Below are 25,612 nucleotides of genomic sequence, written 5' to 3'. Positions count from 1 at the left end.
ACTAGCTCTACTATCAATTAAAGGATTTAATAGATAATAATGACCAACACAGTTGTTGATGAAATCAAACCTAGGATGAGTAAGCCATTGAAAAATCAGTGGCTTGCTCATTTATCTTTGCAGTTTAGCCATACTTCTGTGGGTACGCAATTAACTGCTACACAACGTAAAGGGCCATTATCGGTACAAAAAGCGTTTTACCCTGAAGGGCGTGACTGTGCTCATATCTATCTTTTACACCCACCTGCGGGTATTGTTTCAGGTGATGAACTGCGTATTAATGTCACTATTCAAGAACAAGCCCATCTCTTATTTACTACGCCCGGTGCTGGGCGCTTTTATCGTGCTCGTACCAATTTAGAGATTGGTGATACTAAACAAGCGCAGATGACAAATTTCACCATTGAAGCCGATGCTAAGTGTGAAAATTTTCCGCAAGAAACCATCGTCTATGAAGGAGCTGATGGATTTAATACAGTGGATATCGAGCTAACTAGTAGCAGTGCTTATTTAGGCTGGGATATAACCTGTCTTGGACTGCCTGATTCAGCACAACCATTTGTTGAGGGTAAATACTGCCAACTCAACCGTTTATTTTGCGATGGCAAATTGATTTATCATGATCGTATTGCTTTATCACCTGCTAACCAATTATTAACTCACCCTGCAGGCTTGGCTGGCCATAGCGTATTTGCGACCTTTCTAGCTTATGCCCCAAAGCAACTAACTGATAAACAACAACGCGCAGATTTAGTTGAGCAGCTACGCCAAAAAATGATTGAGGTGAATGCTCAAAGCACAATTAGCATTACCGATATTGAAGGGCTATTAGTAATGCGTTATCTCGGTTCTCACGCACAACAATGTAAACAGCTTTTTATACACTTATGGGAAATATTACGTCCCATATTAGTAAATAAAGCAGCAAATCAACCTAGAGTTTGGCATACATAAAAAGAGATTATTATGGATTTATTACCAAGAGAAAAAGATAAGTTATTGCTTTTTACTGCTGCGTTATTAGCAGAGCGTCGTTTAAAGCGAGGTGTAAAACTTAATTACCCAGAAGCAATGGCATATATTTCTATGGAGATCATGGAAGGTGCGCGTGATGGTAAAACTGTCGCTGAAATGATGGATTACGGTCGTACGCTATTAACCCGAGATCAAGTGATGGATGGTATTGCAGAAATGATTCCAGAAGTGCAAGTAGAAGCGACTTTCCCCGATGGTACAAAGTTGGTGACGGTACACAACCCAATTATTTAATGGAGTAAAGTTTATGATTCCAGGTGAAATTATAACGGATAGTGGCTCTCGAGAGCTAAATGTTGGTTGTGAAAAAATAACCGTCAGTGTTGCTAACTCCGGTGACCGTCCCATCCAAGTTGGATCGCATTACCATTTTTACGAAGTCAATAAAGCCTTAGTTTTCGAGCGTGATATAACCAAAGGTTACCGTCTAGATATTACTTCAAGTACTGCGGTGCGTTTTGAGCCAGGGCAAAAAAGAGACGTTACCTTGATTGCTTATCGCGGCAAGCGTCGTGTATTTGGTTTCCGAGGAGATATTCAAGGTGATATTCCAAGCGACTCAGAGGGAGGTAAATAATCATGGCAACAATTGATAAGCATGCTTATGCGCATATGTTTGGTCCGACAGTGGGTGACCGCGTTCGTTTAGCTGATACTGACTTGTGGATTGAAGTAGAAAAAGATTTTACTGAATATGGCGAAGAGGTCACTTTTGGTGGTGGTAAAGTTATTCGAGATGGTATGGGTCAAAGCCAAGTATCATGTTCTGAAACCGTTGATTTAGTGATCACTAATGCATTAATTCTGGATCATTGGGGGATTGTCAAAGCGGATGTTGGTATCAAAGATGGACGTATCGCTATTATTGGTAAAGCCGGTAACCCTGACATTCAAGATAATATTGATATCGAAATAGGTGCAGGTACTGAGGTCATCGCAGGAGAAGGTCAAATTCTAACGGCTGGTGGCATAGACGCTCATATTCATTTTATATGCCCACAGCAGATTGAAGAAGCACAAATGTCAGGTGTGACCACTATGATCGGTGGTGGTACTGGACCTGCAACGGGGACTAAAGCGACAACCTGTACGCCTGGGCCTTGGAATATTCATAAAATGTTGCAAGCCACCAATGACTTTGCAATGAATTTCGGTTTTTTAGGGAAAGGAAACGTTAGTTTACCCAAAGCTATTGAAGAACAAATTGAAGCTGGAGTGTGTGGGTTAAAACTGCACGAAGATTGGGGAACAACCCCTGCAGCTATTGATAATTGTTTATCGGTTGCTGAGCGATACGATGTACAAGTTGCTATCCATACTGATACTTTAAATGAGTCAGGTTTTTTAGAAGATACACTCGGTGCATTTAAAGGGCGCACTATTCATACTTACCATACAGAAGGTGCTGGTGGTGGTCATTCACCTGATATCATTCGTGCTTGTGGTGAGCCCAATGTATTACCTTCATCAACCAACCCAACAAGACCATATACAGTCAATACCATTGATGAACATTTAGATATGCTGATGGTTTGTCATCATTTAAACCCTTCTATTCCAGAAGATATTGCCTTTGCCGATTCACGTATCCGTAAAGAGAGTATTGCCGCTGAAGATATCATGCATGATTTAGGGGCTATCAGTATGATTTCATCTGATTCTCAAGCGATGGGGCGTGTTGGTGAAATGATCACGCGTACTTGGCAGACTGCACATAAGATGAAACAACAACGCGGTCCATTATCCCCTGATACAGAGAGAAACGATAACTTCCGAGCTAAACGATACATCGCTAAATACACGATTAATCCAGCCATTAGTCACGGTATTAGTCATGAAGTTGGCTCTATTGAAGTAGGAAAAATGGCTGATTTAGTATTATGGAAGCCTGCATTTTTTGGGATTAAACCATCAATGATCATAAAGTCTGGTTTTATTGCCGCTGCTCCAATGGGCGATGCAAATGCTTCTATTCCAACACCTCAGCCTGTTTACTATCGTCCAATGTTCGGATCATTCGGTAGTGCTGCAGCTAAAACGTCAATGACTTTTTTATCGCAAGCTGCAATCGATAAAAATGTACCTGAAATAGCAGGGATGACTCGTTTAGTGGGGGTGTGTAAAAACACTCGTAATATTGGTAAAAAAGACATGGTTCATAATGATTGGATGCCGAATATTGAAGTTGACTCGCAAACTTATGAAGTTCGCGCAAACGGCGAACTATTAACTTGTGACCCTGCGACGGAGTTACCGTTAGCACAGCGTTACACCTTGTTCTAATTTATTACGTGCGTTATAAAAATAACAATAAAAACAAGATAATAGGAAAATGGTAAACAATGTTACAAGTATTTGAAAGGTTGGATCATACCCATGATGATATTAATGATTCGATTACATTGGATCATGATACGCGTAAGAAATCACGCATCAAAGGTGTCACAGATAAAGGTGTAGATATCGGTATTTTTGTAGATCGCGGTCATCCTCTTTTAGTGGGCGAAATCCTAAAAACAGAATGTGGCTTATTAATCGAAGTGAAAGGGCAAGCCGAAGCCGTATCTACTGCGATTGGTAAGGACTGGCTAACGTTTAGTAAAGTCTGTTATCACTTAGGCAACCGTCATACGACATTACAAGTTGGTGAGTTATGGGTACGTTTTAAACCTGATCACGTATTAGAAGAACTAGCTGAAAATTATGGCTTAATAATCGATAAAACACCTGCAGTATTTGCACCTGAAAATGGTGCTTATGGTAAAGGTAGTGGGCATGCTCATCGCCATTCTCATGCTGGGCACCATCATGAACATTAATATAGCGACCCCTATTAAGCTCAATCGACTATTACAATTATGCAGTGCTAACTTACCCGTCGGTGGATTTTCTTTCTCACAAGGATTGGAGTACGCAACGGAAATGGGCTGGGTAAACAATCAAAAAAGTACCTTTGATTGGATTGAGTTGAATCTTAAAGAATCGATTGCTCGCACTGATTTAGCTCTATTAAAAAGGTTGTATCAAGCATTGGAGCAAGATGATTTCGCAAGCTTTATAACCCATAATCAACATCTTATTGCTTGTCGTGAAAGCAGTGAATTACGCCTTGCAGATGTCGCAATGGGCAAAGCATTAATTCGTTTATTAAAGCAGTTAGATGGTATTGATAGCGATCCTTACAACGAGCTATTTACACAGTCAGATAGCAGCTTTGTGAGTATTTTTACAATTGCTGCTTACCTTTGTGAATTGGATTTAATTTCTGCACAAAGCGGATATTGTTGGACATACCTAGATAATCAAGTGGCTGCAGCGACTAAGTTGGTGCCATTAGGACAAACCCAAGCACAAAATTTACTTTTTGATTTAAGCGACAAAGTATCTGACGCAATCAATATTGCCAATCAGCTTGATGATGCAGATATTGGTGCAAGTTTACCGCGACTAGCGATGGCTAGTGCTTGGCATGAAACGCAATATACACGGTTATTTCGTTCCTAATATCTAATTGAAGTTTAAGCTTATGCAAATTATTTTAGCAATATGAGAGAAATAGAATGAGAAAAAAACAATTATTACGTATCGGTGTAGGTGGTCCAGTCGGATCTGGTAAAACGGCTTTATTGAGTCAACTTTGTTTAGCTCTGCGTGATAAATATGAAATGGCGGTGGTAACAAATGATATTTATACCCATGAAGATGCACAATTTCTAACTCGTAATGATGCCTTAGCGTCAGATCGTATTATGGGGGTTGAAACAGGTGGTTGTCCGCATACAGCAATTCGCGAAGATGCCTCAATGAATCTCGCGGCTATTGATGAGTTACACGCTCGTCATCCTGGCTTAGACTTTGTTTTGGTAGAAAGTGGTGGTGATAATTTAAGTGCCACTTTTAGCCCTGAATTATCAGACTTAACCTTATATGTTATTGATGTTTCTGCGGGTGATAAAATTCCACGTAAAGGTGGTCCAGGCATTACTAAATCCGATTTGTTGATAATTAATAAAATAGACGTAGCTGATTTAGTGGGAGCTTCACTGGAAGTGATGGATCGAGATGCGAAGAAAATGCGTGGAGATAAACCGTTTATTTTTAGTAATATGAAAACACAGCAAGGTTTAAATGATATTATCGACTTTATTGAAACACAGGGCATGCTGAAATAGCCTGCTTTTTAAAATTAACAAGGAAAAAACATGAAATTTTTAACGTTTATCTTCAGTTTATTACTGACTTCTCAAGCCTTTGCACACGCTGACCATGCATTAGGTGATGGTGCATTACATATGCTTTATCATGCTGTATTTTGGATGTTACTTGCTGTTGTTATAGTAAAAGCAGTGAGTTACTTTAAAAATAAAAAAAAGCAAAACGCTAAACTTTAAGCGAAAAAATAGTGGCTGTTAGCATTAAGCTAGCAGTTTCACTACATATTGCCCTTTCTTAGATTATAGTTTCCCGATTCTTGTAAATTATTGATGTTTTTAACGCATTTAAACTAATCATTAGTTGACTTAAGTTGGGGTTCAGATACTATAAAGGTCAGCAGAAATAAAGCCTATTGTTTACATTCTCCATATCGTTGTTTTAGTTATAATACCTCGTTTGTAGTTTTTAAGTTCCAGCCTAATTTACGCTATGCAAGCCTATTAAAGGCAGTTTTCAAATATACAAACAGGATAATTATTATGTCTAAAGTTCAAGGTACAGTTAAATGGTTCAACGAATCTAAAGGTTTTGGTTTCATCGAGCAAGCTGCTGGTCCAGACGTATTCGCACACTTCAGTGCAATCGTAAGCGAAGGTTTCAAAACTTTAGCTGAAGGCCAAAAAGTAGAATTCACAGTAAGCCAAGGTCCTAAAGGTCCTCAAGCTGAAGGTATCGTAGCACTTTAAGTTGCTGTGATATTTTAGCCGCTTCAATAAGCTGCTAACTATTCTAAGAAAATGGTAAATCCGTAAGGGTTTGCCATTTTTTTTGCGTTTAAAAAATAAAAAACGATATATTTAAGTCGATTACATTAAATATATTATCTAAATTTCATGCTGGAAAAATCAGTTTAATTCAAGGCGTAAATGGCTGTTCTCTTTACGAAATTTACAACGAGAAAGGGGGCTGTTTTAACAAATAAAATAGATAAGCTATTTATTGTGATTGGCATTATTGGGAAGTGTTAAAAATGAAGGGCTTTATTGTGCTACTTCAGATAAAAGCAGCACATTAATTTTTGCACGTTATGAATGGTGCTTGTCTTATTAAGTGATAACTTGATAAGTGCTTTTGAGAAAGCTGATAAGGTTAGAGGCACCTTATACTATTTGCATGTTAAATCTTGCTTCAACTGATATTCTTTAATCAGTTTGATGTTAACCGAGCGGGGCTAATCTGCTCTTGTTAAATTCTTTATTTTATTGCTTAATTTTCTGCTGTTACTTCTTTCTCTTTCATTACTTGTTGGTTTTCATCTTTGTTAAGTTGGAACCAAAATCTTTTTCTACCTGTAGAACGAGCCATATATTTTCCTTATGGTGTTAATTCCCTGTACTTTATGTAAAGCCGTTGGGATAAAAATCGTTACTGTACTCAATTTATATATCGAGATACGCACGAAAAGTTAATTGCAAAATTGCATGCACTGAACTTGGGATTATTGAATGGTTTTTATCAAGCTGAGGGAAATACTAAGGACAACGAAAACGATGTAGCAGAGAATATCTTGGACTTTATGGTGACATTAATAACGCTTTAATTTCAGAGCGAAAGTCATCATAAGGCATATAACTATATAATACTAGTATTATTTGCATTTTATTTAAACAAATTGTGCTAAAAATTTATCCCTTCATTAATAACTGATAATTTTACGTTATAAATTTTCTATTGATCTAGCTAGTGTGATGCTCTTCTTAATAGCATCACACTGATAAATAGTTAATGTTAGATTTCATCTAACGGAAGCCAATCAACGGCCACACCTGATTGATTAAACATATCTTCACTAAGCTTAATTTTATCCCCCCAGCGAGATAAAAAGTCGTCACTTTGCGCTGGACAATGTACGGCCTTAATACCTGTTTGGATTATTTTAGCTGCACAATTAGGACAGGGGAAATGGGTGACCCAGATTTCACAGCCGTTTAAATCGCGCTTAGCATAAAGTATTGCATTCTCTTCGGCATGTAAGGTTTTAAGTAGTTTTATTTCACGTAGGTCTGTTCCCGCACTATCAGAAATACCTTGAGGGTAACCATTAAAGCCTAATGATACGATGCGATTTCGTTCGGTGATCACTGCGCCTACTTGTGTTGACGGATCTTTACTCCAAGACGCAACTAATTCTGCCATCTGGATGAATCGAGGTGCCCATTTAGAAATCATATTCAAGTTAATCCTTATGCTGGTAGGTTATCGTCTGCTGTTAAGTTTTTATTAACCTTTGATTAAATTCTTTCGAATATACTTAATCTTGGTGCTTTTATATTATCTGCTAGTCAAATTAGGAGGTAATAATGATTAGTGATATTAGCAAAATACAATGTAATAAACATATTATTCTATTCGCTGTTGTTGGTGCATTATGCCTGTCTCCTATTATCTCTTCGCCGGTTGCATTAGTGCTCGGTTTCACACTGGCGACACTAGGGTTAGTACCAACTCAAATTGATATAGGTATGTTAACAAAGCGTCTATTAGCTATCTCTATTGTTGGTTTAGGTTTTGGCATTAATGTTGACCAAGCTGTGCAAGCAAGCTCTGGTAATTTCGGCTTGATTGTGGGCTCTATTTTTAGCACTTTATTGATTGGTAGCTTATTAACTAAAGTATTCAAGATGGATTCAAAAACTGGGCATTTAGTCTCTTCAGGTACCGCGATTTGTGGCGGTAGTGCTATTGCAGCTGTGGCGCCAGCTATTCAAGCAAATAACGAACAAACTTCTCATGCTTTAGCTACAGTGTTCATTTTAAACAGCATCGCGTTATTTGTGTTTCCACTGGTTGGTCATGCTTTAGGAATGAGTCAATATAACTTTGGTTTGTGGAGTGCTATTGCGATACATGATACATCATCTGTAGTGGGTGCAGCTTCTGCCTATGGTGATGAAGCCTTAGAGATTGCTACAACGGTGAAGTTAGCACGTGCTCTATGGATAGTGCCTGTTGCTTTTATCAGTGCATGCATTTTTAAAGGTGATAGAAAAAAAGTATCGGTGCCCATGTTTATTGTGTATTACTGCATTGCTATTGCCATTGCACATTTTTTGCCGCAATTCCATGGTGCATACCAAGAGGTATTCTTTATTAGTAAGCGTTTATTAGTGGTCTGTTTATTCCTGATTGGTTGTGGGATTACGGTGAAAACGATTAGAAATGCAGGGTATAAGCCAATGTTATTAGGTATCTTATTATGGGTAACCGTGGCATCAGTCGTGTTAGGGTATATTCAATTTACATTGGCATAATATGCCTAGACTCTTTATCTGATTCCTTTTATGCTAGCCCTAATTATTTTTTAGGGCTTAACTCATGACAAATACCGATCAAAACCATCCAAGCAAAACTGAATTAAGTGGGTTAGAACGCCGCTTTTATGAAATCCGCAATAACAAAATCTTTGAGTTGTTTGTGATTGCTATCATCATTTTTTCGGCATTAATGATAGGCGCTAATAGCTATGAAGTGTCTGCGACAACATTGCAGGTTTTATCGGTATTAGATGTTGCTATTACGGTTATCTTTTTAGCTGAAATTATAATCCGTTTTATTGGCGAGCCTAATAAAAAACGTTTCTTTTTTAATGCTTGGAACGTCTTTGATACCTTCATTGTTTTGGTCAGCTTAATCCCTATTGAAGATAGTGAATTAGCGATATTAGGTCGATTAGTACGTATCTTTCGTGTACTACGTATGGTGTCTATTATTCCTGAGTTGCGTATCCTTATTAACTCTTTAATTAAAGCGTTACCACAGCTAGGTTATGTCATGCTGCTGATGTTTATTATCTTCTATATTTACGCTGCTATCGGTACCACTTTCTTTGCTGCTATTAATCCAACGTTATGGGGTGATATTGCGGTGAGCTTATTAACCTTATTTCGAGTAATGACCTTTGAGGACTGGACAGATGTTATGTATGAAACCATGGCTGTTTATCCGTTGTCATGGAGCTTTTATTTAACCTTTATCTTTTTTACTGCATTCGCTTTTTTGAACATGGTGATTGGTATTGTCGTTAATGTATTAGAGCAGGAGAGGCAGTTAGAAGCTGATTTAGAAAGTGATAAAGAAAACCAACCAAGTATGGCTGATTTACAACAAGAATTAGCAGAAATTAAGGCTTTATTGAAGCAGAAGTAAGGCGAAAATTATTCTTGTGGTGGCTTAGTTCCAGTTTTCTGATTTGCAACAAAGTAGAGCAATAAAGCAAAGGCCAGTAATGAAAAAGCTGCGGCAATGATGCCATGGCTTAATACTGCAACGATCAGTGACAACATAACTAAACTAATAATAATGGGTGCTTTCACTTATCTTTCCTATTAGTGTTAAACAATAACCTATTATTCACAACTGCTAGAGAAAGGGATAATAAATAAATCTTCTAACTAATAGCGATTTGCCCTTAACTCATCACCATCATAAAAAGATTAAGATATTTAAATGAAGAAAAGCGATAAAAAAATAGAAAAGCAATTATGTAAAACATTAACCGAAGTCTGTGAGTTTGCATTGGAAGATATTAATGGTTATCAGTGGATAACCCATAGGGTTAAATTTGATAGTTTCCCAAAGTCTTTAGTGGTGACGTGTGCTTTTGCTAGCCAAAAGCATATTGATGAATTGATTGAATCAGGGCAAGCTGCGTTGTTGAAAAAGCTCATTATGCAAAAGTTAAATGAGGTAAATATTAAAATAGATGATGCTAATAAACAGATCAAATGGATGGTAGAGGCATAAAAAAATAGCCCAGTAAGTAAAAACCTATTGGGCTATTTAAGTATTTGTAGAGTGGTTAATGTTTAAATGTATTAACCTTTATATATTTTAGGATTAAACACATCACGCAACCAATCACCTAATAAGTTGATCACCAGTACTAAGCTGATTAATACAATCCCAGGGAAGATTGTGATCCACCATGCACCCGAGAAGATGTATTTAAAGCCAATACTAATCAATGCCCCTAATGATGGCTGATCCACCGGTAGCCCCAATCCTAAGAATGATAGTGCGGCTTCTGACATGATAGCATTCGCTACCTGTACCGTTGAAATTACTAAGATAGGTGATAAACAGTTTGGCAGAATGTGACGGAACATAATACGCATCGACTTAAAGCCCATGACCTGAGCCGCTTCCACATATTCTTTTTTCTTTTCCGCTAACACAGAAGCGCGAATAGTACGCGCATATTGCGGCCACTCTGCAATACCAATAATCACTACCAGCATGATGACTGCATATTCAGCAAAGAACTCTGCACCAAAACTCGCTTTAAAAATGGCGGTAATAATAATTGCTACCATCATAGTAGAGAATGACAGTTGTATATCAGCAACACGCATTAATAAACTATCGACTCGCCCACCAAAGTATCCTGCTGACAAACCAATTACGATACCAAACACCAATTGTACCGCAACGGCCAGGAAACCAATCGTCAGTGATAGGCGTGAGCCGTAGAGTATGGTCGATAGAATATCTCGCCCTTGGTCATCAGTGCCTAACAGAAAGCGTTCTTCACCATCTTCTAACCATGATGGTGGTAACTCAGAATCCATTAAATCGATTGATGTAAGGTCATAGGGGTTAGTAGGCGAAATGACTGGTGCAAATAAAGCGGCAATAAAAAAAGCTAAAAATACAGCGAAACTAAACATCGCCACTTTATCGCGTTTAAAGTGGTAGATGAAATCAGAGTTTTTAAAACGCTGTAAGCGAGATGGAGCTTGGTTTTGTTCCATTATACTAGACATATTATGCTCCTTTCCCTGTGATATTTACCGTCGGGTTCACTACGCCATACAATAGATCAACGATGGTGTTGGTTACTACAAAAATTAATCCAACAAAGATCACGTAAGCGGTAATCAATGGCGTATCAACACGGTTAATTGCCTCTAAAAATAAGAAGCCTGTACCAGGCCATTGGAAAACGGTTTCCGTTAATATGGTGTAAGCGACCATAGTGCCAATTTGTACACCACCTACAGTTAATACCGGTAACATGGTGTTTTTAAGCGCATGTTGATAATAGATTTTATTCATTGCTAGACCTTTAGCCGTCGCAAATTTCACGTATTCAGAACTTAATGCTTCGAGCATTTCAGAACGTACTAAACGAATAAACAAAGGCAGCATAATAGAGGCTAGTGAGATACAAGGTAATATAAGATGCAACAGACCATCGGTTGTTAAATAACCTGTTTCCCAACCCAATACATTGAGTGTTTCTCCTCGGCCGTAGGAGGGCAACCACTGCAGTTCAATGGCAAAAACATACATTAAAATTATAGCGGTTAAGAAAACTGGAATGGAGATACCAATACTACTAAATGCCATAATCGCCTTCGTCCATAAACTTTTTGGATTAATAGCGGAATACACGCCAAGTGGAATAGAGACTAAAACAATAATAATAGAAGCGCCGAGCACTAACTCTAGTGTTGCCTCCAACTTATCTAATATGACGTCTACAGCAGGGCGTTTAAAGAAATAAGAATCACCTAAATCGCCTTGTACTGCATTACTAATAAAACGAGAATACTTAGTGATGTAAGGGTCGTTTAATCCCAAGTCATCACGTAACACTTGTCGTTCTGCTTCAGATACGGATTGGCCTACCATTTCTCGAAGTGGATCGCCTAAGTTATCTTGGATTGCAAATGCGACTAGGCTGATCACAAACATTACTATCAATGCTTGAAAAATTCGCTGGACCAAAAAGGTAAACATGGAGTTGTTTCCTATAAAGTTAATAACGACCCAGAGGTTGGGTCGTTTTATTATGGTGGTATATGATTAACTAAGTTGTTTATTTAACAACGAGATCCCCTAGGTATGGGAAGTTCATTGCATTCACAACAGGTGAAAGGTTTAAGCTAGACTTTGCACCCCACGCTAGGTTCTGCCAATGTAGAGGCACAAATGCAGCTTCGTTATATAAGATATCTTCAACTTCTTTTAACATCTCTGCACGTTTTGCTGGATCAGTTTCTGCGTTTGATTGATTAACGAGTTGATCCACTTTTGGATTTGAGTAATGGCCGCAGTTGTAAGCACCTTTACCAGTTTCAGCATCACGTGTCATCGTTAAGAATTCAGAGAAGTTCGCTGAATCTTCTGTATCTGAATGCCAACCGATCATCATAATATCTGCTGAACATTTATCAAATTCAGGCCAGTATTGTGCTTTAGGCATGGTTTTTAAGTCAACGGTAATACCAATTTTAGCCAGCATAGAAGCTGCTGCTTGTGCTATTTGAGCATCGTTCACGTAACGGTTGTTTGGGGCCATCATTGATAATTTAAAGCCATCTTCATAGCCCGCTTCTTTCATCAATGCTTTAGCTTTTTTCAGATCGTAACGTGGTACTAAGTCTGCATCGTAACCAGCGTAACCTTCAGGGCCTTGTTGACCAGCTGTAGTGGCAAAGCCTTTCATGATCTTTTTAACAATCGCTTCATTGTTAATCGCGTATACAATCGCTTGACGAACACGCACATCTTTCAATGCTTCATTTGAGTTTTGGTTCATTTGCAGCGTAATGATACGAGTACCTGCGACTGTGGTTAGCTCGATGTTTTTAGTATCAATAACACGTTTTTGATCGTTAGGTGCTACTGGATAAATCATATCAACATCACCAGATAGTAATGCTGCAACACGAGTAGCATTCTCTTTAATTGGCACCAATGTTAGTTTGTCTACGTTACCTGGAGATTGTTTATCCCAGTAATCATCAAAACGATCAAAGACAATTTTTACGCCCTGTTCACGTGATTCAATAGTAAATGGACCTGTACCTGATACGTGTGTTGAAGCAAACGAGTTACCATGCTTAATAATTTCTGATTTATCCTTACCATCCATGTCACCTGAATAGAACTTGCTGTCCATTGGGAATAGGTAAGTCGCTGTTTGTAAAACTAGTGGGTAAGGTTCATAAGATACTAGTTCAACCGTGTAATCATCAATTTTGACTAATTTCTCATAAGGAGAGAAAACCGCTTTAAAATCTTGAGATTCTTTTAAACGATTAAACGTCCATACTACGTCATCAGCAGTCATTGTATTGCCAGAATGGAACTTCACACCCTGACGCAGGGTAAAGCGGAATGTAGTGTCATCAACACGTTCCCATTTTTCTGCTAAACGCGGCTCAAAGTCATAGCTTTTAGTGAAACGTACTAGTGGATCGAATAGCATGTGTGACATTTGTAAAACGCCACCAGACAGTTGCTCGTGCGGGTCAAGTGTTACTGGGTCTGAGTCGTAAGCAACGGTAATATCTGCCGCTGATGATGCAAAGCTTAAACCGGTAGCAAGTAAAGCAACGGCTAGTTTGGTTTTTAGAAACTTCATTTAAAACTCCTTTTATGAAAATACTTATTTAACGTTAATGTTCTAATCGTGAAACGGCATTAGAGACTGTTCCGTAACCCTTTAAATTCAGGCATTAAAGAAATCAAATGCTTACTGTAAGCATGTTGAGGTTGAGTAAATAGCTGCTCGCTCTCATTAACTTCTAATAATTGCCCTTGTTGCATTACCCCAATACGGTCACAAACTTGACGTATTACTGGTAAATCATGGCTAATAAATAACATAGTTAAATTTAGCTCATCCTGTAAATCTTTTAACAGATTTAAAATTTGTGCTTGTACCGATACATCTAACGCTGACGTTGGCTCATCGCAAATTAATAAACGAGGGCGAGTTGCTAGTGCGCGAGCGATAGAAATACGTTGACGTTGGCCACCAGAAAACTCATGTGGATATTTAACGCCCGCCATTCTTCCTAAACCAACATGATCTAGTAGATCGAATACAATTTGTTGAATTTGAGACTCAGAAGCGGCTAGTTTATGAAAGCGAATCGGCTCTGCAATGATGTCATAAATCTTCATACGAGGATTCATCGAAGTATAAGGGTTTTGGAACACCATCTGCATTTGACGACGGAAAGGGCGTCGTTCACGCTCTGACTTTATTGCTGTTAAGTCTATGCCTTCAAAGGTTATTTTTCCTTCATTAGGTGGATATAAGCCGGTAATAACACGTGCAATAGTTGATTTACCTGATCCTGATTCACCCACTAAACCAAAGGTTTCACCTTCATTGATGCTAAAGCTAACATTTTTGTTGGCTTGTACATATTCACGTTTACTTTCAAAAAACGAGTCTTTCGTGACAAAGCGCAAACTGACATTTTCAACATTTAATAACGGACCTTGATAGTCACGCTGTTGCTCACTTTGCCCTAGCCAATGATTTTTGATATCCAGAGCTTGCAGTTCATGAGCTTCTTCGATGTAACTCACTAAAGGAAATCGATCTAGTTTACGATCTGAACGAGGTACTGCTGAAATAAGGCTACGTGTGTATTCGTGCTCTGGTTCGCTGAGTATTTTCTCGGTTTCTCCAAATTCAACAAGGTCTCCTCGGTACATTACTGCCACTTTGTCAGTGACATTTGATACTACACCCATATCGTGTGTAACCAACATACATCCGACATTCTTATCGATACATAGGTTACGAATTAAGGTCAATATTTGATCTTGAATCGATACATCTAAGGCCGTTGTTGGTTCATCAGCGATGATTAAATCAGGTTCACCCGCGAGGGCAATAGCAATAACCACACGTTGACGCATACCGCCAGAGAATTGGTGAGGATATTGTTTAATACGTACTTCAGGCTCTGGAATACCTACTTGTTGCATAAGGTTGATAGCACGAGCTATTGCATCACTTTGTGAAACATTTAGGTTTGCATGAATAGTTTCTAAGAGTTGTTGTTCAACAGTAAATAGTGGGTTTAATGAGGTCATTGGATCTTGGAAGATAAAGCCGATTTTATTGCCACGAACTTTACGCATTTCATCCAATGTTAAGCCTGATATCTTTTGACCGTCTAAAAATACCTCACCTGCTGCGATCACTCCAGGAGGACTGAGTAAATCGATAATGGCATTACCTACGGTAGATTTGCCTGCGCCTGACTCTCCGACAACACCAACAATCTCTCCACGGTTAATCGAGAATGATAGTGATTTTACTGCTGCATGTACGCCAAATCGAGATGGGTACTCAATACGTAGGTTGCTAACTTCTAATAATGACATTTAATAATCCCTTATAGTTTTTAAGGATTTAAGCTTTAAAAACGATTGAGTAAATTTATATTTTTGTGACAGAACACGCATCCATTGCTTCCTTTGGTCTACTTAATGTCATAAATACTTAATGGATCACATTAATTTATGTGACCTATGTCGACAAATGTTAAATGTGATTTATGTAGCACAGTTCAAAGTAACGATATTTTTATCGTATATTAAGTCACCAAAAGTAACATATTTAAGCAATCTTAACTGAAATCGGTTTTGATATAGATTAAAGCACAGTGCAATTTTGACTAAGTTAATTAGCTTAAGGGCGACTATAATTAGCATAAACCTGATTAAATGGTCAACTTGTTGGTGTTCAGTGTCGTTTATAACGCTCAGTTTTTTGATGTAATCGCTATAAATTTATTTAAAGTGCTTACTGTCGTGGTAATAGCTCTATTTTTTTGACCATATAACAGTGCTAGTTTGAGGCTAATACTTCGATCCATTACTAATCAATGTTATATTAGCGCTTCTATTTTTGATGTCAGGCTGATTATGAAACACCAACAAGCAGTTTTTTTACAGGAGATGGGGATTACTCATTGGCAAGTAAGAAAACCTGCGTTATTTAAAGCTGAAGAAGTGCATAAACAGTTAAATCTATCGCAATGTGAATTATTGGTGGTGTGTACCAAAGAAGATAAGCAGCATCCATTGATGCAAGCTATTCTCAATGCCTTTGAAATTGATAAAGATAAAGTGACTCACTGCTCTTTAGCGCAATTTGAAAATCAGCAGGGGGAATTACCTACTTTGATATGGTCGACTATCGGGAAACTTGAGGTTGCGCCTGCTCATCAGCTATTACATTCTCCTGCTTTAGCAATACTTGCTGAGCAGCGTCATGCAAAACAAACACTTTGGAAACAGTTCTGTGCCTACCGTCAGTAACCCAGATAATACTGCCATTATTGCTATGGCGATCAGTGACCTTCCTGACGTATTAACCATTGAATCAGCCGCACATAGCCACTCTTGGTCAGAAAAATTATTTATGAGCAATTTTGGGAAGCGTTATATTAACCATGTATTACTCTTAAATGATAAAATAGTAGGTTATTTTATTGCGAGTTATGTCGCTGGCGAAGTGACTCTATTGAATATTGCCATTGCGCCTGAGTATCAAGGGCAAGGCCTAGGCAAAGCATTATTGATTTATTTACAAGGCTTTTCGAGGGAATTAGCACAGCAGGAAATTTGGTTAGAAGTTCGCGCATCAAATCAAACAGCCATTAAGTTATATCAAAAGTTAGGCTTTGTAGAAGTTGATATTCGTCCTGCTTATTATCCTACAGATAATGGCCGAGAAGATGCGATTATTATGTGTTGTTATTTATAATTGGAAAAACCATGATTTCTAAAAATCAGTTAAAACTTATTCATTCTTTAGAACTTAAAAAACAACGTAAAAAGTTAGGCTTGTTTCTTGTTCAAGGTGAAAAAAATGTTGGTGAGTTATTTCAATCTGACTTTGACATCGTTAATTTATTTGCGACAACGGACTACATTAACAAACAAGCTAAGCAACTGACTGATCAGCTGTTAATTGCCAAAACGATTGAAAGTAGCGAAGAAGAGTTGCAAAAAGCTGGCACCTTAAAAACCAATAATAGTGTCATTGCTGTGGTTAAATGCAAAATGTTTACCCCTCCAGAACAGCAACACGCCGGATTAGTATTGGTGCTAGACCAAGTAGGAGATCCTGGAAACTTAGGTACGATTATTCGTGTCGCTGATTGGTATGGCATTAAACATGTGGTGTGTAGCCCAGACTGTGCTGACCTTTACAATCCAAAGGTGATTGCTGCGACTATGGGCTCTTTTGCTCGTGTGCAAGTGAGTCACGCGGATCTTACTGAATATTTAAGTGCGCAAGATAAACCTATCTTTGGTGCTTTTTTAGAAGGTAAAAATATTCATCAATGTAAATTACCGAGTAGTGCATTAATTGTTATGGGTAGCGAATCGCATGGTATCTCTGATTCGGTTGAAAAATTAATTACCGATAAAATTACTATTCCTAACTTTGGCCAAGCCGAATCATTAAACGTGGCGATGGCAACTGGTATTATCTTAGATAACTTCAAAAGATAGTGAGCTAGTTAACATTTTTTGCTTTTTTAAAATCCGATCTTTGTATCGGATTTTTTATGCCTAATTTAAAAAATTTGACTGAATTAAAACACCTCTAACAAATCCTTCTGAATAAAAATCAAACAAAACAATAAGATACTGATTAACTATGTTGCTAATTAAATATCTTTAATGCCTACACTAAGAATGGTTAATAACTCCCTCTCACCTTAGGCTATAGGCGTTTTTATTTTATTTTAAAAATTATTGATTTTACTTGTTGACAGATAATAATGATATCTATTATCATTTAGTTGTTGGCAGAGATAGCGGCTATTAAGTTGACTGAATTTATGAAGTAATCTTCCTGTCCAGAAGATGATGCATAAAAAGGAGTAAGTCCTTAATAGGTGGTAAACCCGTTATTTCTGTAGAGAGTAAGAGAATCGTCCTATTCTTTAATACTTTCTGTAACGCTAACTTATACTGATAACGCACATTATTAGTATAGGTTAAAAATGAGTCTTGTACCGCACAATACAAGCCTCATTAATAGATAAACTTTTCCATGAAAGTTTGTCTACACCATGGGATAAGCCACCCATCGGTGAATTGGTAAAATTAATATTGCAGCCTATAAAGGCGGGGGGTTGGAGTAGTCTGCAATATTAATCCCACGGTTAACTTTATTTTATAAACTTTTTAACTATCAGATCCTATAGCCACTAATGCAGATTTACATTGTCGACATAAGTAGGTTGTGCCTTTTTTAATTTTATTATGGCGGCGGATAGTTAGTTGATGCTCTGTACAATCACAACGATAGGTAAATAGTTTTCCCTGTACATCTCTGACATCTAATTGATGAGTGGTTGAAGCGGGGAGCTTAAAAACCTGTGTCATGATGCTTTGCCATTCTTTACCATGAGGTCTTACTTTACCAAATAATTGGTAAGTGATTAGGTGTGCAACTTCATGGGCAACGACTTGCTCAATAAAAATTTTTTTATTTTGTGCGTAGAGTATGGGGTTAAATTTGATGATGTTCTTTTGCAGATGTGCTGTCCCAGCGCTTCGACCTCGTTGGTTAAAGAAGTAGGTCGGTCTAGGAAAGTGACAATCAAAAAAGCACTCGGCTAGGATGAAACAATCTTCCCCTTTTGCTGCGAGTGCTTTTTTATCTTCAAACGTGAGCATTAATCGATGGTCGTTAAACTAAGATTAAAATGCCGCTGCTTTTAGAGCTTCTACTTTATCTAGTGATTCCCAAGGGAATTGCTCACGACCGAAGTGACCATAAGCAGCCGTTTCTTGGTAGATTGGCTTGATTAGGTCTAACATTTCAATTAATCCGTATGGACGTAAATCAAAGTGTTCACTGACTAAGCTTACGATTAAGCCTTTTGCTACTTTTTCAGTGCCAAATGTTTCTACACTGATTGATGTTGGCTCGGCAACACCAATTGCATAAGATACTTGGATTTCACAACGATCAGCTAAACCAGCAGCAACAATATTTTTTGCTACATAACGAGCTGCGTATGCTGCACTACGGTCAACTTTTGATGGATCTTTACCTGAGAATGCACCACCACCGTGACGAGCTGTACCGCCATATGTATCAACAATGATTTTACGACCTGTTAAACCACAGTCACCTACCGGACCACCAATAACAAAGCGACCTGTTGGGTTGATATGGAATTTAGTACGTTCAGATAATAGTTCTGCTGGTAGTACTGGTTTAATGATCTCTTCCATTACCGCTTCAACTAAATCTGATTGTTTAATATCTTCACGGTGCTGTGTTGATAATACAACCGCATCGATACCTACAATTTTGCCTTGGTCATAAGCGAACGTTACTTGGCTTTTTGCATCTGGGCGTAACCAATCTAGTTGACCACTTTTACGTACTTCGGCTTGTTTTTTAACAAGGCGATGTGCGTAAGTCACTGGTGCTGGCATGTAAACTTCAGTTTCATTAGTTGCATAACCAAACATTAAACCTTGGTCACCAGCCCCTTGCTCACGTGGATCTGAACGGTCAACACCTTGGTTGATATCTGGCGATTGCTTACCTACTACATTTAATACCGCACAAGAATCAGCATCAAAACCCATTTCTGAACTAGTGTAACCAATATCACGTACTGTTTTACGCGTAATCTCTTCAATATCGACCCAAGCATCAGTAGTGATTTCACCACCTACCATTACCATGCCTGTTTTTACGTAGGTTTCACAAGCAACACGTGCTTTAGTATCTTGCTCTAAAATTGCATCAAGTACCGCATCAGAAATTTGATCGGCGATTTTATCTGGATGACCTTCAGAAACAGACTCTGAAGTAAATAAGTCACGTGACATGTGAACTCCTATTCGGGATATTTAAATTAACATTCTTTGGATGTTTTTACATCTAGACGTCTATAATACATTTTTTTATGATGGATAACACCCTATTATTTTTAAATAAGATAGAACTGTTTTCTTACTTTAATAGTCGTAGAACAATAAAATTGCTGTTTATTTGTCTTAAACATAGCTTTTCTATGGGTTATACTCGCAAACATTTAAATTTTGCGGTTATGTTTTTTCCCTGTCTAATCGAGATCGTTTATGTCTTTGTTGCTCCAATGTAAAATCATGTTTAAAAAAGCACTTTTCTTTGTAAATAACTTGCCTCGTTTGCATTTTTGGGTGGTTATTTCTTTATTTCTTCTCCTACTTATCATTAGCTTAATTCCCACTCATGGGGATAAAAATAAAAAAATCAAACGTGAGCTAGTATTGCCAATTAGTGAAACAGCGAAAGGGGATTATGCTGTTGCAGAGCCTTTGGATGCTATCAATGTTGGTAGTGATAAATTATTTCCCGAGTTCTCCGGTAATCGAGAAATACAAAAAACAATCTCTGCGGGTGATACGTTAAGTGAGATATTCTCCGATGAAGGAATATCTGCTGCGGTGCTGCAAGAATTGTTAGAAGCTGATACGGAATATCTTCGTTTAGCCAATTTACTACCAGGCCAAGAAGTACAATTATTAATTAGCCCTGATAATCAATTATTAGCGTTAAAAGTGATTATTGACCGAGCAAATACCCTTAGCTTTGTATTAAAGGATGGGGCCTATGTATCAAAGTTAGATATAAAAAAGGGCGAATGGCGTAATAGCTATTACCAGGGAAGTGTGACTGGTAGCTTTTACGTTAGTGCAAAAAAAAGTGGATTATCAGCTAGCCAAATTCAACAGGTATCAAGTGCATTGCAGGATCAATTTGATTTCAATCGCCAATTACGAGCGGGTGATACATTCCATGTGTTAGTTGCCAAACAATATATTGAAGGAGCTTATAGTTTTGATAGTGAGGTGTTGGCGGTCATCATTAAAACAAAGTCGCGTAACTACACTGCCTTCCTCAATGAAGACGGGCGTTATTACGATAAAGATGGCAAAGGATTAACGAAAGCTTACCGTCGATATCCAGTTAACGGACATCCAAGAATTAGCTCTCGCTTTAATCCGCGTCGATTACATCCTATTACTAAACGTATAAGTCCGCATAACGGGACTGATTTTGCTGTGCCAGTTGGTACAAATGTTTATGCAACGGGTGATGGTGTTGTGGTTCGTGCGGGTTACCATCCCGCGGCAGGTAACTATATCGTGATCAAACACGGTCGTAAGTATACAACGCGTTTTTTACACTTGAGCAAAATCCTTGTTCGTAAAGGACAACGTGTAGAGATGGGTAAGCTTATTGCTAAGTCTGGTAATACAGGACGTTCTACTGGGGCTCATTTACACTATGAGTTCCATGTTTATAATAAACCTGTGGATGCAATGAAGGTGAATTTACCATTATCTCAAAAAGTGCCTGAAAAAGAGCGTAAAGCCTTTAATAAACGTCGTGACTTGTCATTACGTGAAATGGGCGAGCTTTAATTATTCCAAATATTGCTTAAAATAGTGATATTAGCTATTAAGTATATTATTAGATAGAGACATACATTATGTTATTAAAAAGTGATGCATACGATGCATGCATTGGTTACTTTGCTGACAATTTAAGTATCTTTGAAGGTAGCTCAAGACCTGCTACAGGCGAAGTGATTGCAGATATTGTTTTAGACGAAGTATCACAACTATTAATGAGTTTTTGTGAGCAGCAACCGCAATTAAGTAATGAAACACGTTTAATGGTAGTGGCTGAAGGGGATAAGTTAGTAGAAGATATTGAGCAAATATTAGGGAAGTGTTGGGAGTACAAAGCTTCACAAGAGCAAATTGAATTTATTAAAGAGTATTTTCTGTTAGTTAAAAACAGTTTAGATTCTCAAGTACCTTATTTATAAAGTATTCAAGTTTGTCATCAATCAAGCTAAAAGCATGCTTTTAGCTTGATTGATGCCCCATAGATTATATGAAGTTACTCAGCCATTATTATGCAAAAGTATGATGTAGATGCACCACTTCTAATAGTTTATCTTCTCGTTCAAATCGACTTTCCATTACTTGTCCTAACTCTGAAAGGTCACGATCAAAGTTCAGTAAAGTTTGGTCCGACGCATTTTCTGCATAGGTATCATTAAAATTGAGCGCAGTATCTGTTGTACTGTTTATTTTAGAATAGAGCTCTTGCGCTATTTTCAGGTTCTCTTCGCCATCTAGCTTTGATTTTTCGATAATTTGTTCATAAATTTCAAAGTGGCCGGTAGAAGCATAGTCTAATAGCACTTGGCAAAACTCAGTAATAACAGCTTGTTCAGGTAAGCTACGCTTTTCTTGTTGGTAAGGTGGTAACCCTGCTAACTTACAATATAAAATAACCAGTATTTGTCGTTCATCTAGCCAGTTATCTAAGATAGACAGTGTGCCACCCCATTCCTCTTTTGCTTGCTTTAGTTTTTTAAGCATAAAACCTCCTGTAAGTGAATCGTCATCAATGACTTAGGTTAATAAACTAATTCATCAATTAATTGATCTATTTTACTGGTTAAAATAACTTATTTATTCGTTGTAATTTTCGTCAATGGAACAACTATTTAACTAAAATTACGCCTTAAACTAAGCCATTTTTCATACACAAAATTTAGACCACTTATTTAATATAATTTATTAACACAAATAGACATTTAGTTTACACAACCTATTGACAATTTACTGTGAACTTATGCCCATTGTAAAAGGGCAGACATAAATAAAGTGTCCATATCATTACTTATAATAACGGTGATGGCTATGATTATTTGTTGATTATCAATAACAAATTTGCTCGTTAGAAGACTTGTTTAATACCCATTCAGTGTTGCATTATATTGTTTCATTTTTACAAGAGTGTGGTTATGGCTGAATTGAGTACAAAAGACGAGCTAAATGCATGGTGGTTTATTTTATCACAGGGTAAATTAGTCGCATTAGATAAAGGTGATTTTATCCCTTTTGGATGTATTAGTGAGTTACCTTTTCCCGATGGCATAACTAAAAACAAGCGATTATTAGGGCACTACATGGAACAGCCTTGTTATCTTGTGGATTTACCTGAACCCTTGGATGTAGGAATCGGAGAATATGTTGGTCTGCGCTCCTTGTTAGGGCGTGTTGATGATCTGCTTTTTGATATGACAGGACGTGCCTTTCAAATTAGTCTGTTTTATAAAACGCACCAATTTTGCGGGCAATGTGGGCAAAAAATGAACCCTATAGATTGGGAAATTGCAATGAAGTGCTATCACTGCCAACATCGCGCTTATCCTCGTGTATCACCTTGTATTATTGTGGCTATTCGCCATAAGAAAAAAATATTATTAGCCTTGCACAGTCGTCATCACAAAGACAATTACCCCGTTTATACAACCTTAGCAGGTTTTACTGAAGCAGGAGAAAGCTTAGAAGCCTGTGTCGAGCGAGAAGTCTATGAAGAAGTAGGGTTGAAGGTCAAAAATATTCAATATGTGAGCAGTCAGCCTTGGCCTTTTCCACATTCTCTGATGATGGGATTTATAGCTGATTATGCATCCGGAGAGATTGTGGTAGATCCGCATGAGCTAGTGGAAGCCAATTGGTATGATATTGATAATTTACCAATCGTACCAAAGCATGGCACAATTGCGCGGAAATTAATTGAGAAAACATTAAAGCGATGTCGTTAAGCTAGGGCTTAGGTATCGAAGTGATAGGTAATACCAAATTCATTTATGAAGTAAAGGAAGGTATATTCTATCAATAATTTAGAATTATCGCATAAAAGCTATCAATAGCTAAAATAGAAAAGGTTACTAATGACAGATTTAAAAAACGATCGCTATATTCGTGCTTTGCTAAAGAAAGAAGTAGATAAAACGCCTGTCTGGATGATGCGCCAAGCAGGACGCTATCTACCAGAATATAAAGCGACTCGTGCTCAAGCTGGTGATTTCATGTCACTATGTCGTAGTGCTGATTTAGCCTGTGAAGTAACCTTACAGCCTCTACGTCGTTTTGACCTTGATGCTGCTATTTTATTTTCTGATATTTTAACTATCCCAGATGCAATGGGCTTAGGTTTATACTTCTCGGAGGGAGAAGGCCCTAAATTTGAACGCCCTATTCGCTGTAAAAAAGATGTAGACAACTTAATCATGCCTGACCCTGAAGGTGAGCTTCAGTATGTAATGAATGCGGTTCGTACTATTCGTCGTGATTTAAAAGGTGAAGTGCCATTAATTGGTTTCTCCGGAAGCCCTTGGACATTAGCGACTTATATGATCGAGGGAAGTGGTTCAAAATTTTTCACTAAAATTAAAAAAATGGCATTTGCTGACCCGCAAATTTTACATACATTATTAGATAAGTTGGCTGATTCAGTGATCAGTTACCTTAACGCACAAATTAAAGCTGGCGCACAGTCGGTAATGGTCTTTGACACTTGGGGAGGGATTTTATCGCCACGTGATTACCAGGATTTCTCATTACAATATATGCATAAAATTGTTGATGGTTTAATCCGTAATTATGAAGGGGAAAAAGTACCTGTTACCTTATTCACTAAGAATGGCGGTCAATGGATCGAGAAGATTGCAGATACTGGTTGTGATGGCATAGGTTTAGATTGGACGATTGATATTAAAGAAGCAAAAGCACGTGTAGGCTCCCGCGTTGCGCTACAAGGTAATATGGATCCATCTATGTTATATGCATCACCTGAACGCATTCGAGAAGAGGTCGCTACTATTTTAGATGGCTTCGGTAAAGGCTCTGGTCATGTCTTTAACTTGGGGCATGGTATTCACTTAGACGTACCACCAGAAAATGCGAAAGTGTTTGTTGATGCGGTGCATGAATTAAGTACTCATTATCATCAGTAAGCGTACAAAATTGGATTTAAATTTGACTTAATAAAACATGCTTCGGCATGTTTTTTATTTGTATTGATCTCTCATTTTTAACCCACTAAGGTTAGTTGTTTGTTTTTTGAACGATATGATAAACTCTCATTTGTTATCAATGAGGTTAATATGTCTTTGTTTATTGAGCATCAGCAACTAACCGTTCGCCCCTTTACCGCCGAAGACAAACAAGATTTTGTACAATTAGTACAGCACCCATTGTGTATGAAATATAGCATTACTGGCATCCTATCAGAGCAACAAGCAAATGACTGTTTTGACACCTTACTGAATAATAAAAAACATAAAATGTATGCTATTCAATGTGTTAAGAGTGGGTTTGTCATTGGATGTACAGGTTTACAAGACTGCTTTATTGATGACCAAATCGAACCTTCATTTATTCTTCGTCTATTGCCAGATTTCCATGATCACCAAGATTTATTACCTACCTTAAGCTTACTCGTTGAGCAATTACTTATTGTGTATCAGTTGCCTGAATTACAAACTGTCATTTCACAAAAGAACCAACTCAACATGCAATTGATGAGTGCACTAAACTTTCAAAAAACCAAAGAGGTGACATGCCGTGGTATTGCTAGTTACCTCTATAAAAGGGGATTGTGAGCTCGCTTGTGAATGATTGAGGTTAATTCCTATATTTTTTTGCTTTTTTATTTAACAAAGTGAATAAAATGCTTTCGATTCGGGTAGAATGCGCGCAAGTTCAA

At 37.8% G+C, this 25,612-nt stretch carries 29 protein-coding genes; 20 read left to right on the top strand and 9 right to left on the bottom strand.

Annotated features, from left to right (window positions below; genetic code table 11):
• Positions 1 to 39: 39 nt before the first annotated feature.
• The 9 genes from AC0L3W_RS11625 (at position 40) to AC0L3W_RS11585 (ending at position 5,936) form a co-directional block, all read left to right on the top strand.
• Positions 40 to 954 (top strand): urease accessory protein UreD, encoded by a 915-nt coding sequence (locus tag AC0L3W_RS11625; RefSeq protein ID WP_290039469.1) that lies wholly within the window; start codon positions 40 to 42, stop codon positions 952 to 954.
• Between the two features lie 12 nt (positions 955 to 966).
• Entirely contained in the window at positions 967 to 1,269 is a 303-nt protein-coding gene (gene ureA, locus AC0L3W_RS11620) for an urease subunit gamma (protein ID WP_113817803.1), read from the top strand.
• A 13-nt stretch (positions 1,270 to 1,282) separates the two neighbouring features.
• Positions 1,283 to 1,612 carry an urease subunit beta gene (locus AC0L3W_RS11615; protein ID WP_290039468.1) on the top strand — a complete coding sequence of 110 codons (330 nt, stop codon included), beginning with the start codon at positions 1,283 to 1,285 and terminating at the stop codon, positions 1,610 to 1,612.
• 2 nt (positions 1,613 to 1,614) lie between these two features.
• A complete protein-coding gene (ureC, locus tag AC0L3W_RS11610) occupies positions 1,615 to 3,318 on the top strand; it encodes an urease subunit alpha (protein WP_409438829.1) in 1,704 nt (567 codons plus the stop codon).
• A gap of 59 nt (positions 3,319 to 3,377) precedes the next feature.
• Complete coding sequence (locus tag AC0L3W_RS11605; RefSeq protein WP_409438830.1) at positions 3,378 to 3,854, top strand: urease accessory protein UreE; 477 nt, start codon at positions 3,378 to 3,380, stop codon at positions 3,852 to 3,854.
• Positions 3,844 to 4,539 (top strand): urease accessory protein UreF, encoded by a 696-nt coding sequence (locus AC0L3W_RS11600; protein WP_409438831.1) that lies wholly within the window; start codon positions 3,844 to 3,846, stop codon positions 4,537 to 4,539. Before AC0L3W_RS11605 ends, AC0L3W_RS11600 begins: the two co-directional genes overlap by 11 nt.
• A 56-nt stretch (positions 4,540 to 4,595) precedes the next feature.
• Positions 4,596 to 5,207, top strand: coding sequence for an urease accessory protein UreG (gene ureG / locus AC0L3W_RS11595; protein ID WP_290039464.1), 612 nt, complete (start codon positions 4,596 to 4,598; stop codon positions 5,205 to 5,207).
• A 30-nt stretch (positions 5,208 to 5,237) separates the two neighbouring features.
• Positions 5,238 to 5,426, top strand: a complete 189-nt coding sequence (locus AC0L3W_RS11590) for a hypothetical protein (RefSeq protein ID WP_290039463.1) — start codon at positions 5,238 to 5,240, stop codon at positions 5,424 to 5,426.
• A gap of 303 nt (positions 5,427 to 5,729) precedes the next feature.
• A complete protein-coding gene (locus AC0L3W_RS11585) occupies positions 5,730 to 5,936 on the top strand; it encodes a cold-shock protein (protein WP_113817810.1) in 207 nt (68 codons plus the stop codon).
• Between the two features lie 1,042 nt (positions 5,937 to 6,978).
• Here AC0L3W_RS11585 and AC0L3W_RS11580 read toward each other — a convergent pair.
• Positions 6,979 to 7,419, bottom strand: coding sequence for a dCMP deaminase family protein (locus AC0L3W_RS11580; RefSeq protein WP_290039462.1), 441 nt, complete (start codon positions 7,417 to 7,419; stop codon positions 6,979 to 6,981).
• 131 nt (positions 7,420 to 7,550) lie between these two features.
• Between AC0L3W_RS11580 and AC0L3W_RS11575 the strand changes: the two genes are divergently transcribed.
• On the top strand, positions 7,551 to 8,501 hold the full coding sequence (locus AC0L3W_RS11575) for a YeiH family protein (RefSeq protein WP_409438832.1): 951 nt from the start codon (positions 7,551 to 7,553) through the stop codon (positions 8,499 to 8,501).
• A 64-nt stretch (positions 8,502 to 8,565) separates the two neighbouring features.
• The gene (locus AC0L3W_RS11570) at positions 8,566 to 9,396 is read left to right on the top strand and encodes an ion transporter (RefSeq protein ID WP_290039460.1); all 831 of its coding nucleotides are present in this window, start codon (positions 8,566 to 8,568) and stop codon (positions 9,394 to 9,396) included.
• 8 nt (positions 9,397 to 9,404) lie between these two features.
• Here AC0L3W_RS11570 and AC0L3W_RS11565 read toward each other — a convergent pair whose 3' ends face one another.
• Entirely contained in the window at positions 9,405 to 9,563 is a 159-nt protein-coding gene (locus AC0L3W_RS11565) for a hypothetical protein (RefSeq protein WP_409438833.1), read from the bottom strand.
• A 133-nt stretch (positions 9,564 to 9,696) separates the two neighbouring features.
• Here AC0L3W_RS11565 and AC0L3W_RS11560 point away from each other — a divergent pair, with 133 nt between their 5' ends.
• Positions 9,697 to 9,993 (top strand): Fis family transcriptional regulator, encoded by a 297-nt coding sequence (locus tag AC0L3W_RS11560; protein WP_290039458.1) that lies wholly within the window; start codon positions 9,697 to 9,699, stop codon positions 9,991 to 9,993.
• Between the two features lie 71 nt (positions 9,994 to 10,064).
• Here the strand turns inward: AC0L3W_RS11560 and AC0L3W_RS11555 are convergent, their stop codons facing one another.
• The 4 genes from AC0L3W_RS11555 to AC0L3W_RS11540 all read right to left on the bottom strand — a co-directional run bounded on the left by AC0L3W_RS11555 (position 10,065) and on the right by AC0L3W_RS11540 (position 15,387).
• Positions 10,065 to 11,012, bottom strand: a complete 948-nt coding sequence (locus AC0L3W_RS11555; RefSeq protein WP_290039457.1) for an ABC transporter permease — start codon at positions 11,010 to 11,012, stop codon at positions 10,065 to 10,067.
• A 1-nt stretch (position 11,013) separates the two neighbouring features.
• The gene (locus AC0L3W_RS11550; protein ID WP_290039456.1) at positions 11,014 to 11,991 is read right to left on the bottom strand and encodes an ABC transporter permease; all 978 of its coding nucleotides are present in this window, start codon (positions 11,989 to 11,991) and stop codon (positions 11,014 to 11,016) included.
• Between the two features lie 79 nt (positions 11,992 to 12,070).
• Complete coding sequence (locus AC0L3W_RS11545) at positions 12,071 to 13,621, bottom strand: ABC transporter substrate-binding protein (protein ID WP_290039455.1); 1,551 nt, start codon at positions 13,619 to 13,621, stop codon at positions 12,071 to 12,073.
• Between the two features lie 59 nt (positions 13,622 to 13,680).
• On the bottom strand, positions 13,681 to 15,387 hold the full coding sequence (locus AC0L3W_RS11540) for a dipeptide ABC transporter ATP-binding protein (protein ID WP_409438834.1): 1,707 nt from the start codon (positions 15,385 to 15,387) through the stop codon (positions 13,681 to 13,683).
• Between the two features lie 543 nt (positions 15,388 to 15,930).
• Here AC0L3W_RS11540 and AC0L3W_RS11535 point away from each other — a divergent pair.
• The 3 genes from AC0L3W_RS11535 to AC0L3W_RS11525 are packed head-to-tail and all read left to right on the top strand — an operon-like array spanning position 15,931 to position 17,529.
• A complete protein-coding gene (locus AC0L3W_RS11535; RefSeq protein ID WP_290039453.1) occupies positions 15,931 to 16,326 on the top strand; it encodes a DNA polymerase III subunit psi in 396 nt (131 codons plus the stop codon).
• Positions 16,280 to 16,774, top strand: a complete 495-nt coding sequence (gene rimI, locus AC0L3W_RS11530; RefSeq protein ID WP_409438835.1) for a ribosomal protein S18-alanine N-acetyltransferase — start codon at positions 16,280 to 16,282, stop codon at positions 16,772 to 16,774. The genes AC0L3W_RS11535 and rimI overlap by 47 nt, the downstream gene beginning before the upstream one ends.
• An 11-nt stretch (positions 16,775 to 16,785) precedes the next feature.
• Positions 16,786 to 17,529 (top strand): RNA methyltransferase, encoded by a 744-nt coding sequence (locus tag AC0L3W_RS11525; RefSeq protein WP_409438836.1) that lies wholly within the window; start codon positions 16,786 to 16,788, stop codon positions 17,527 to 17,529.
• A gap of 681 nt (positions 17,530 to 18,210) precedes the next feature.
• Here the strand turns inward: AC0L3W_RS11525 and AC0L3W_RS11520 are convergent.
• Both AC0L3W_RS11520 and metK read right to left on the bottom strand, forming a co-directional pair.
• Entirely contained in the window at positions 18,211 to 18,705 is a 495-nt protein-coding gene (locus AC0L3W_RS11520) for a SprT family zinc-dependent metalloprotease (RefSeq protein WP_473573094.1), read from the bottom strand.
• A 24-nt stretch (positions 18,706 to 18,729) separates the two neighbouring features.
• On the bottom strand, positions 18,730 to 19,878 hold the full coding sequence (gene metK, locus AC0L3W_RS11515; RefSeq protein WP_113820049.1) for a methionine adenosyltransferase: 1,149 nt from the start codon (positions 19,876 to 19,878) through the stop codon (positions 18,730 to 18,732).
• Positions 19,879 to 20,157: 279 nt separating this feature from the next.
• On the opposite strand from metK, the gene mepM reads away from it, so the two are divergent.
• On the top strand, positions 20,158 to 21,459 hold the full coding sequence (gene mepM / locus AC0L3W_RS11510) for a murein DD-endopeptidase MepM (protein ID WP_290039448.1): 1,302 nt from the start codon (positions 20,158 to 20,160) through the stop codon (positions 21,457 to 21,459).
• Between the two features lie 68 nt (positions 21,460 to 21,527).
• Positions 21,528 to 21,869 (top strand): DUF3802 family protein, encoded by a 342-nt coding sequence (locus AC0L3W_RS11505; protein WP_290039447.1) that lies wholly within the window; start codon positions 21,528 to 21,530, stop codon positions 21,867 to 21,869.
• Positions 21,870 to 21,957: 88 nt separating this feature from the next.
• Here AC0L3W_RS11505 and rsd read toward each other — a convergent pair whose 3' ends face one another.
• A complete protein-coding gene (gene rsd, locus AC0L3W_RS11500) occupies positions 21,958 to 22,431 on the bottom strand; it encodes a sigma D regulator (protein WP_409438837.1) in 474 nt (157 codons plus the stop codon).
• A gap of 428 nt (positions 22,432 to 22,859) precedes the next feature.
• Here rsd and nudC point away from each other — a divergent pair, with 428 nt between their 5' ends.
• From nudC to AC0L3W_RS11485, 3 genes are all read left to right on the top strand, one after another.
• Complete coding sequence (nudC, locus tag AC0L3W_RS11495) at positions 22,860 to 23,666, top strand: NAD(+) diphosphatase (RefSeq protein WP_290039445.1); 807 nt, start codon at positions 22,860 to 22,862, stop codon at positions 23,664 to 23,666.
• Between the two features lie 129 nt (positions 23,667 to 23,795).
• A complete protein-coding gene (gene hemE / locus AC0L3W_RS11490) occupies positions 23,796 to 24,860 on the top strand; it encodes a uroporphyrinogen decarboxylase (RefSeq protein WP_409438838.1) in 1,065 nt (354 codons plus the stop codon).
• A 150-nt stretch (positions 24,861 to 25,010) separates the two neighbouring features.
• Positions 25,011 to 25,508, top strand: coding sequence for a GNAT family N-acetyltransferase (locus AC0L3W_RS11485; RefSeq protein ID WP_290039443.1), 498 nt, complete (start codon positions 25,011 to 25,013; stop codon positions 25,506 to 25,508).
• Positions 25,509 to 25,612 lie beyond the last annotated feature (104 nt).

Source organism: Psychromonas sp. KJ10-5, from assembly GCF_055808325.1.
Note: the sequence above shows the minus strand (reverse complement) of the source record. Positions and strands in the feature narration are given on the sequence as shown.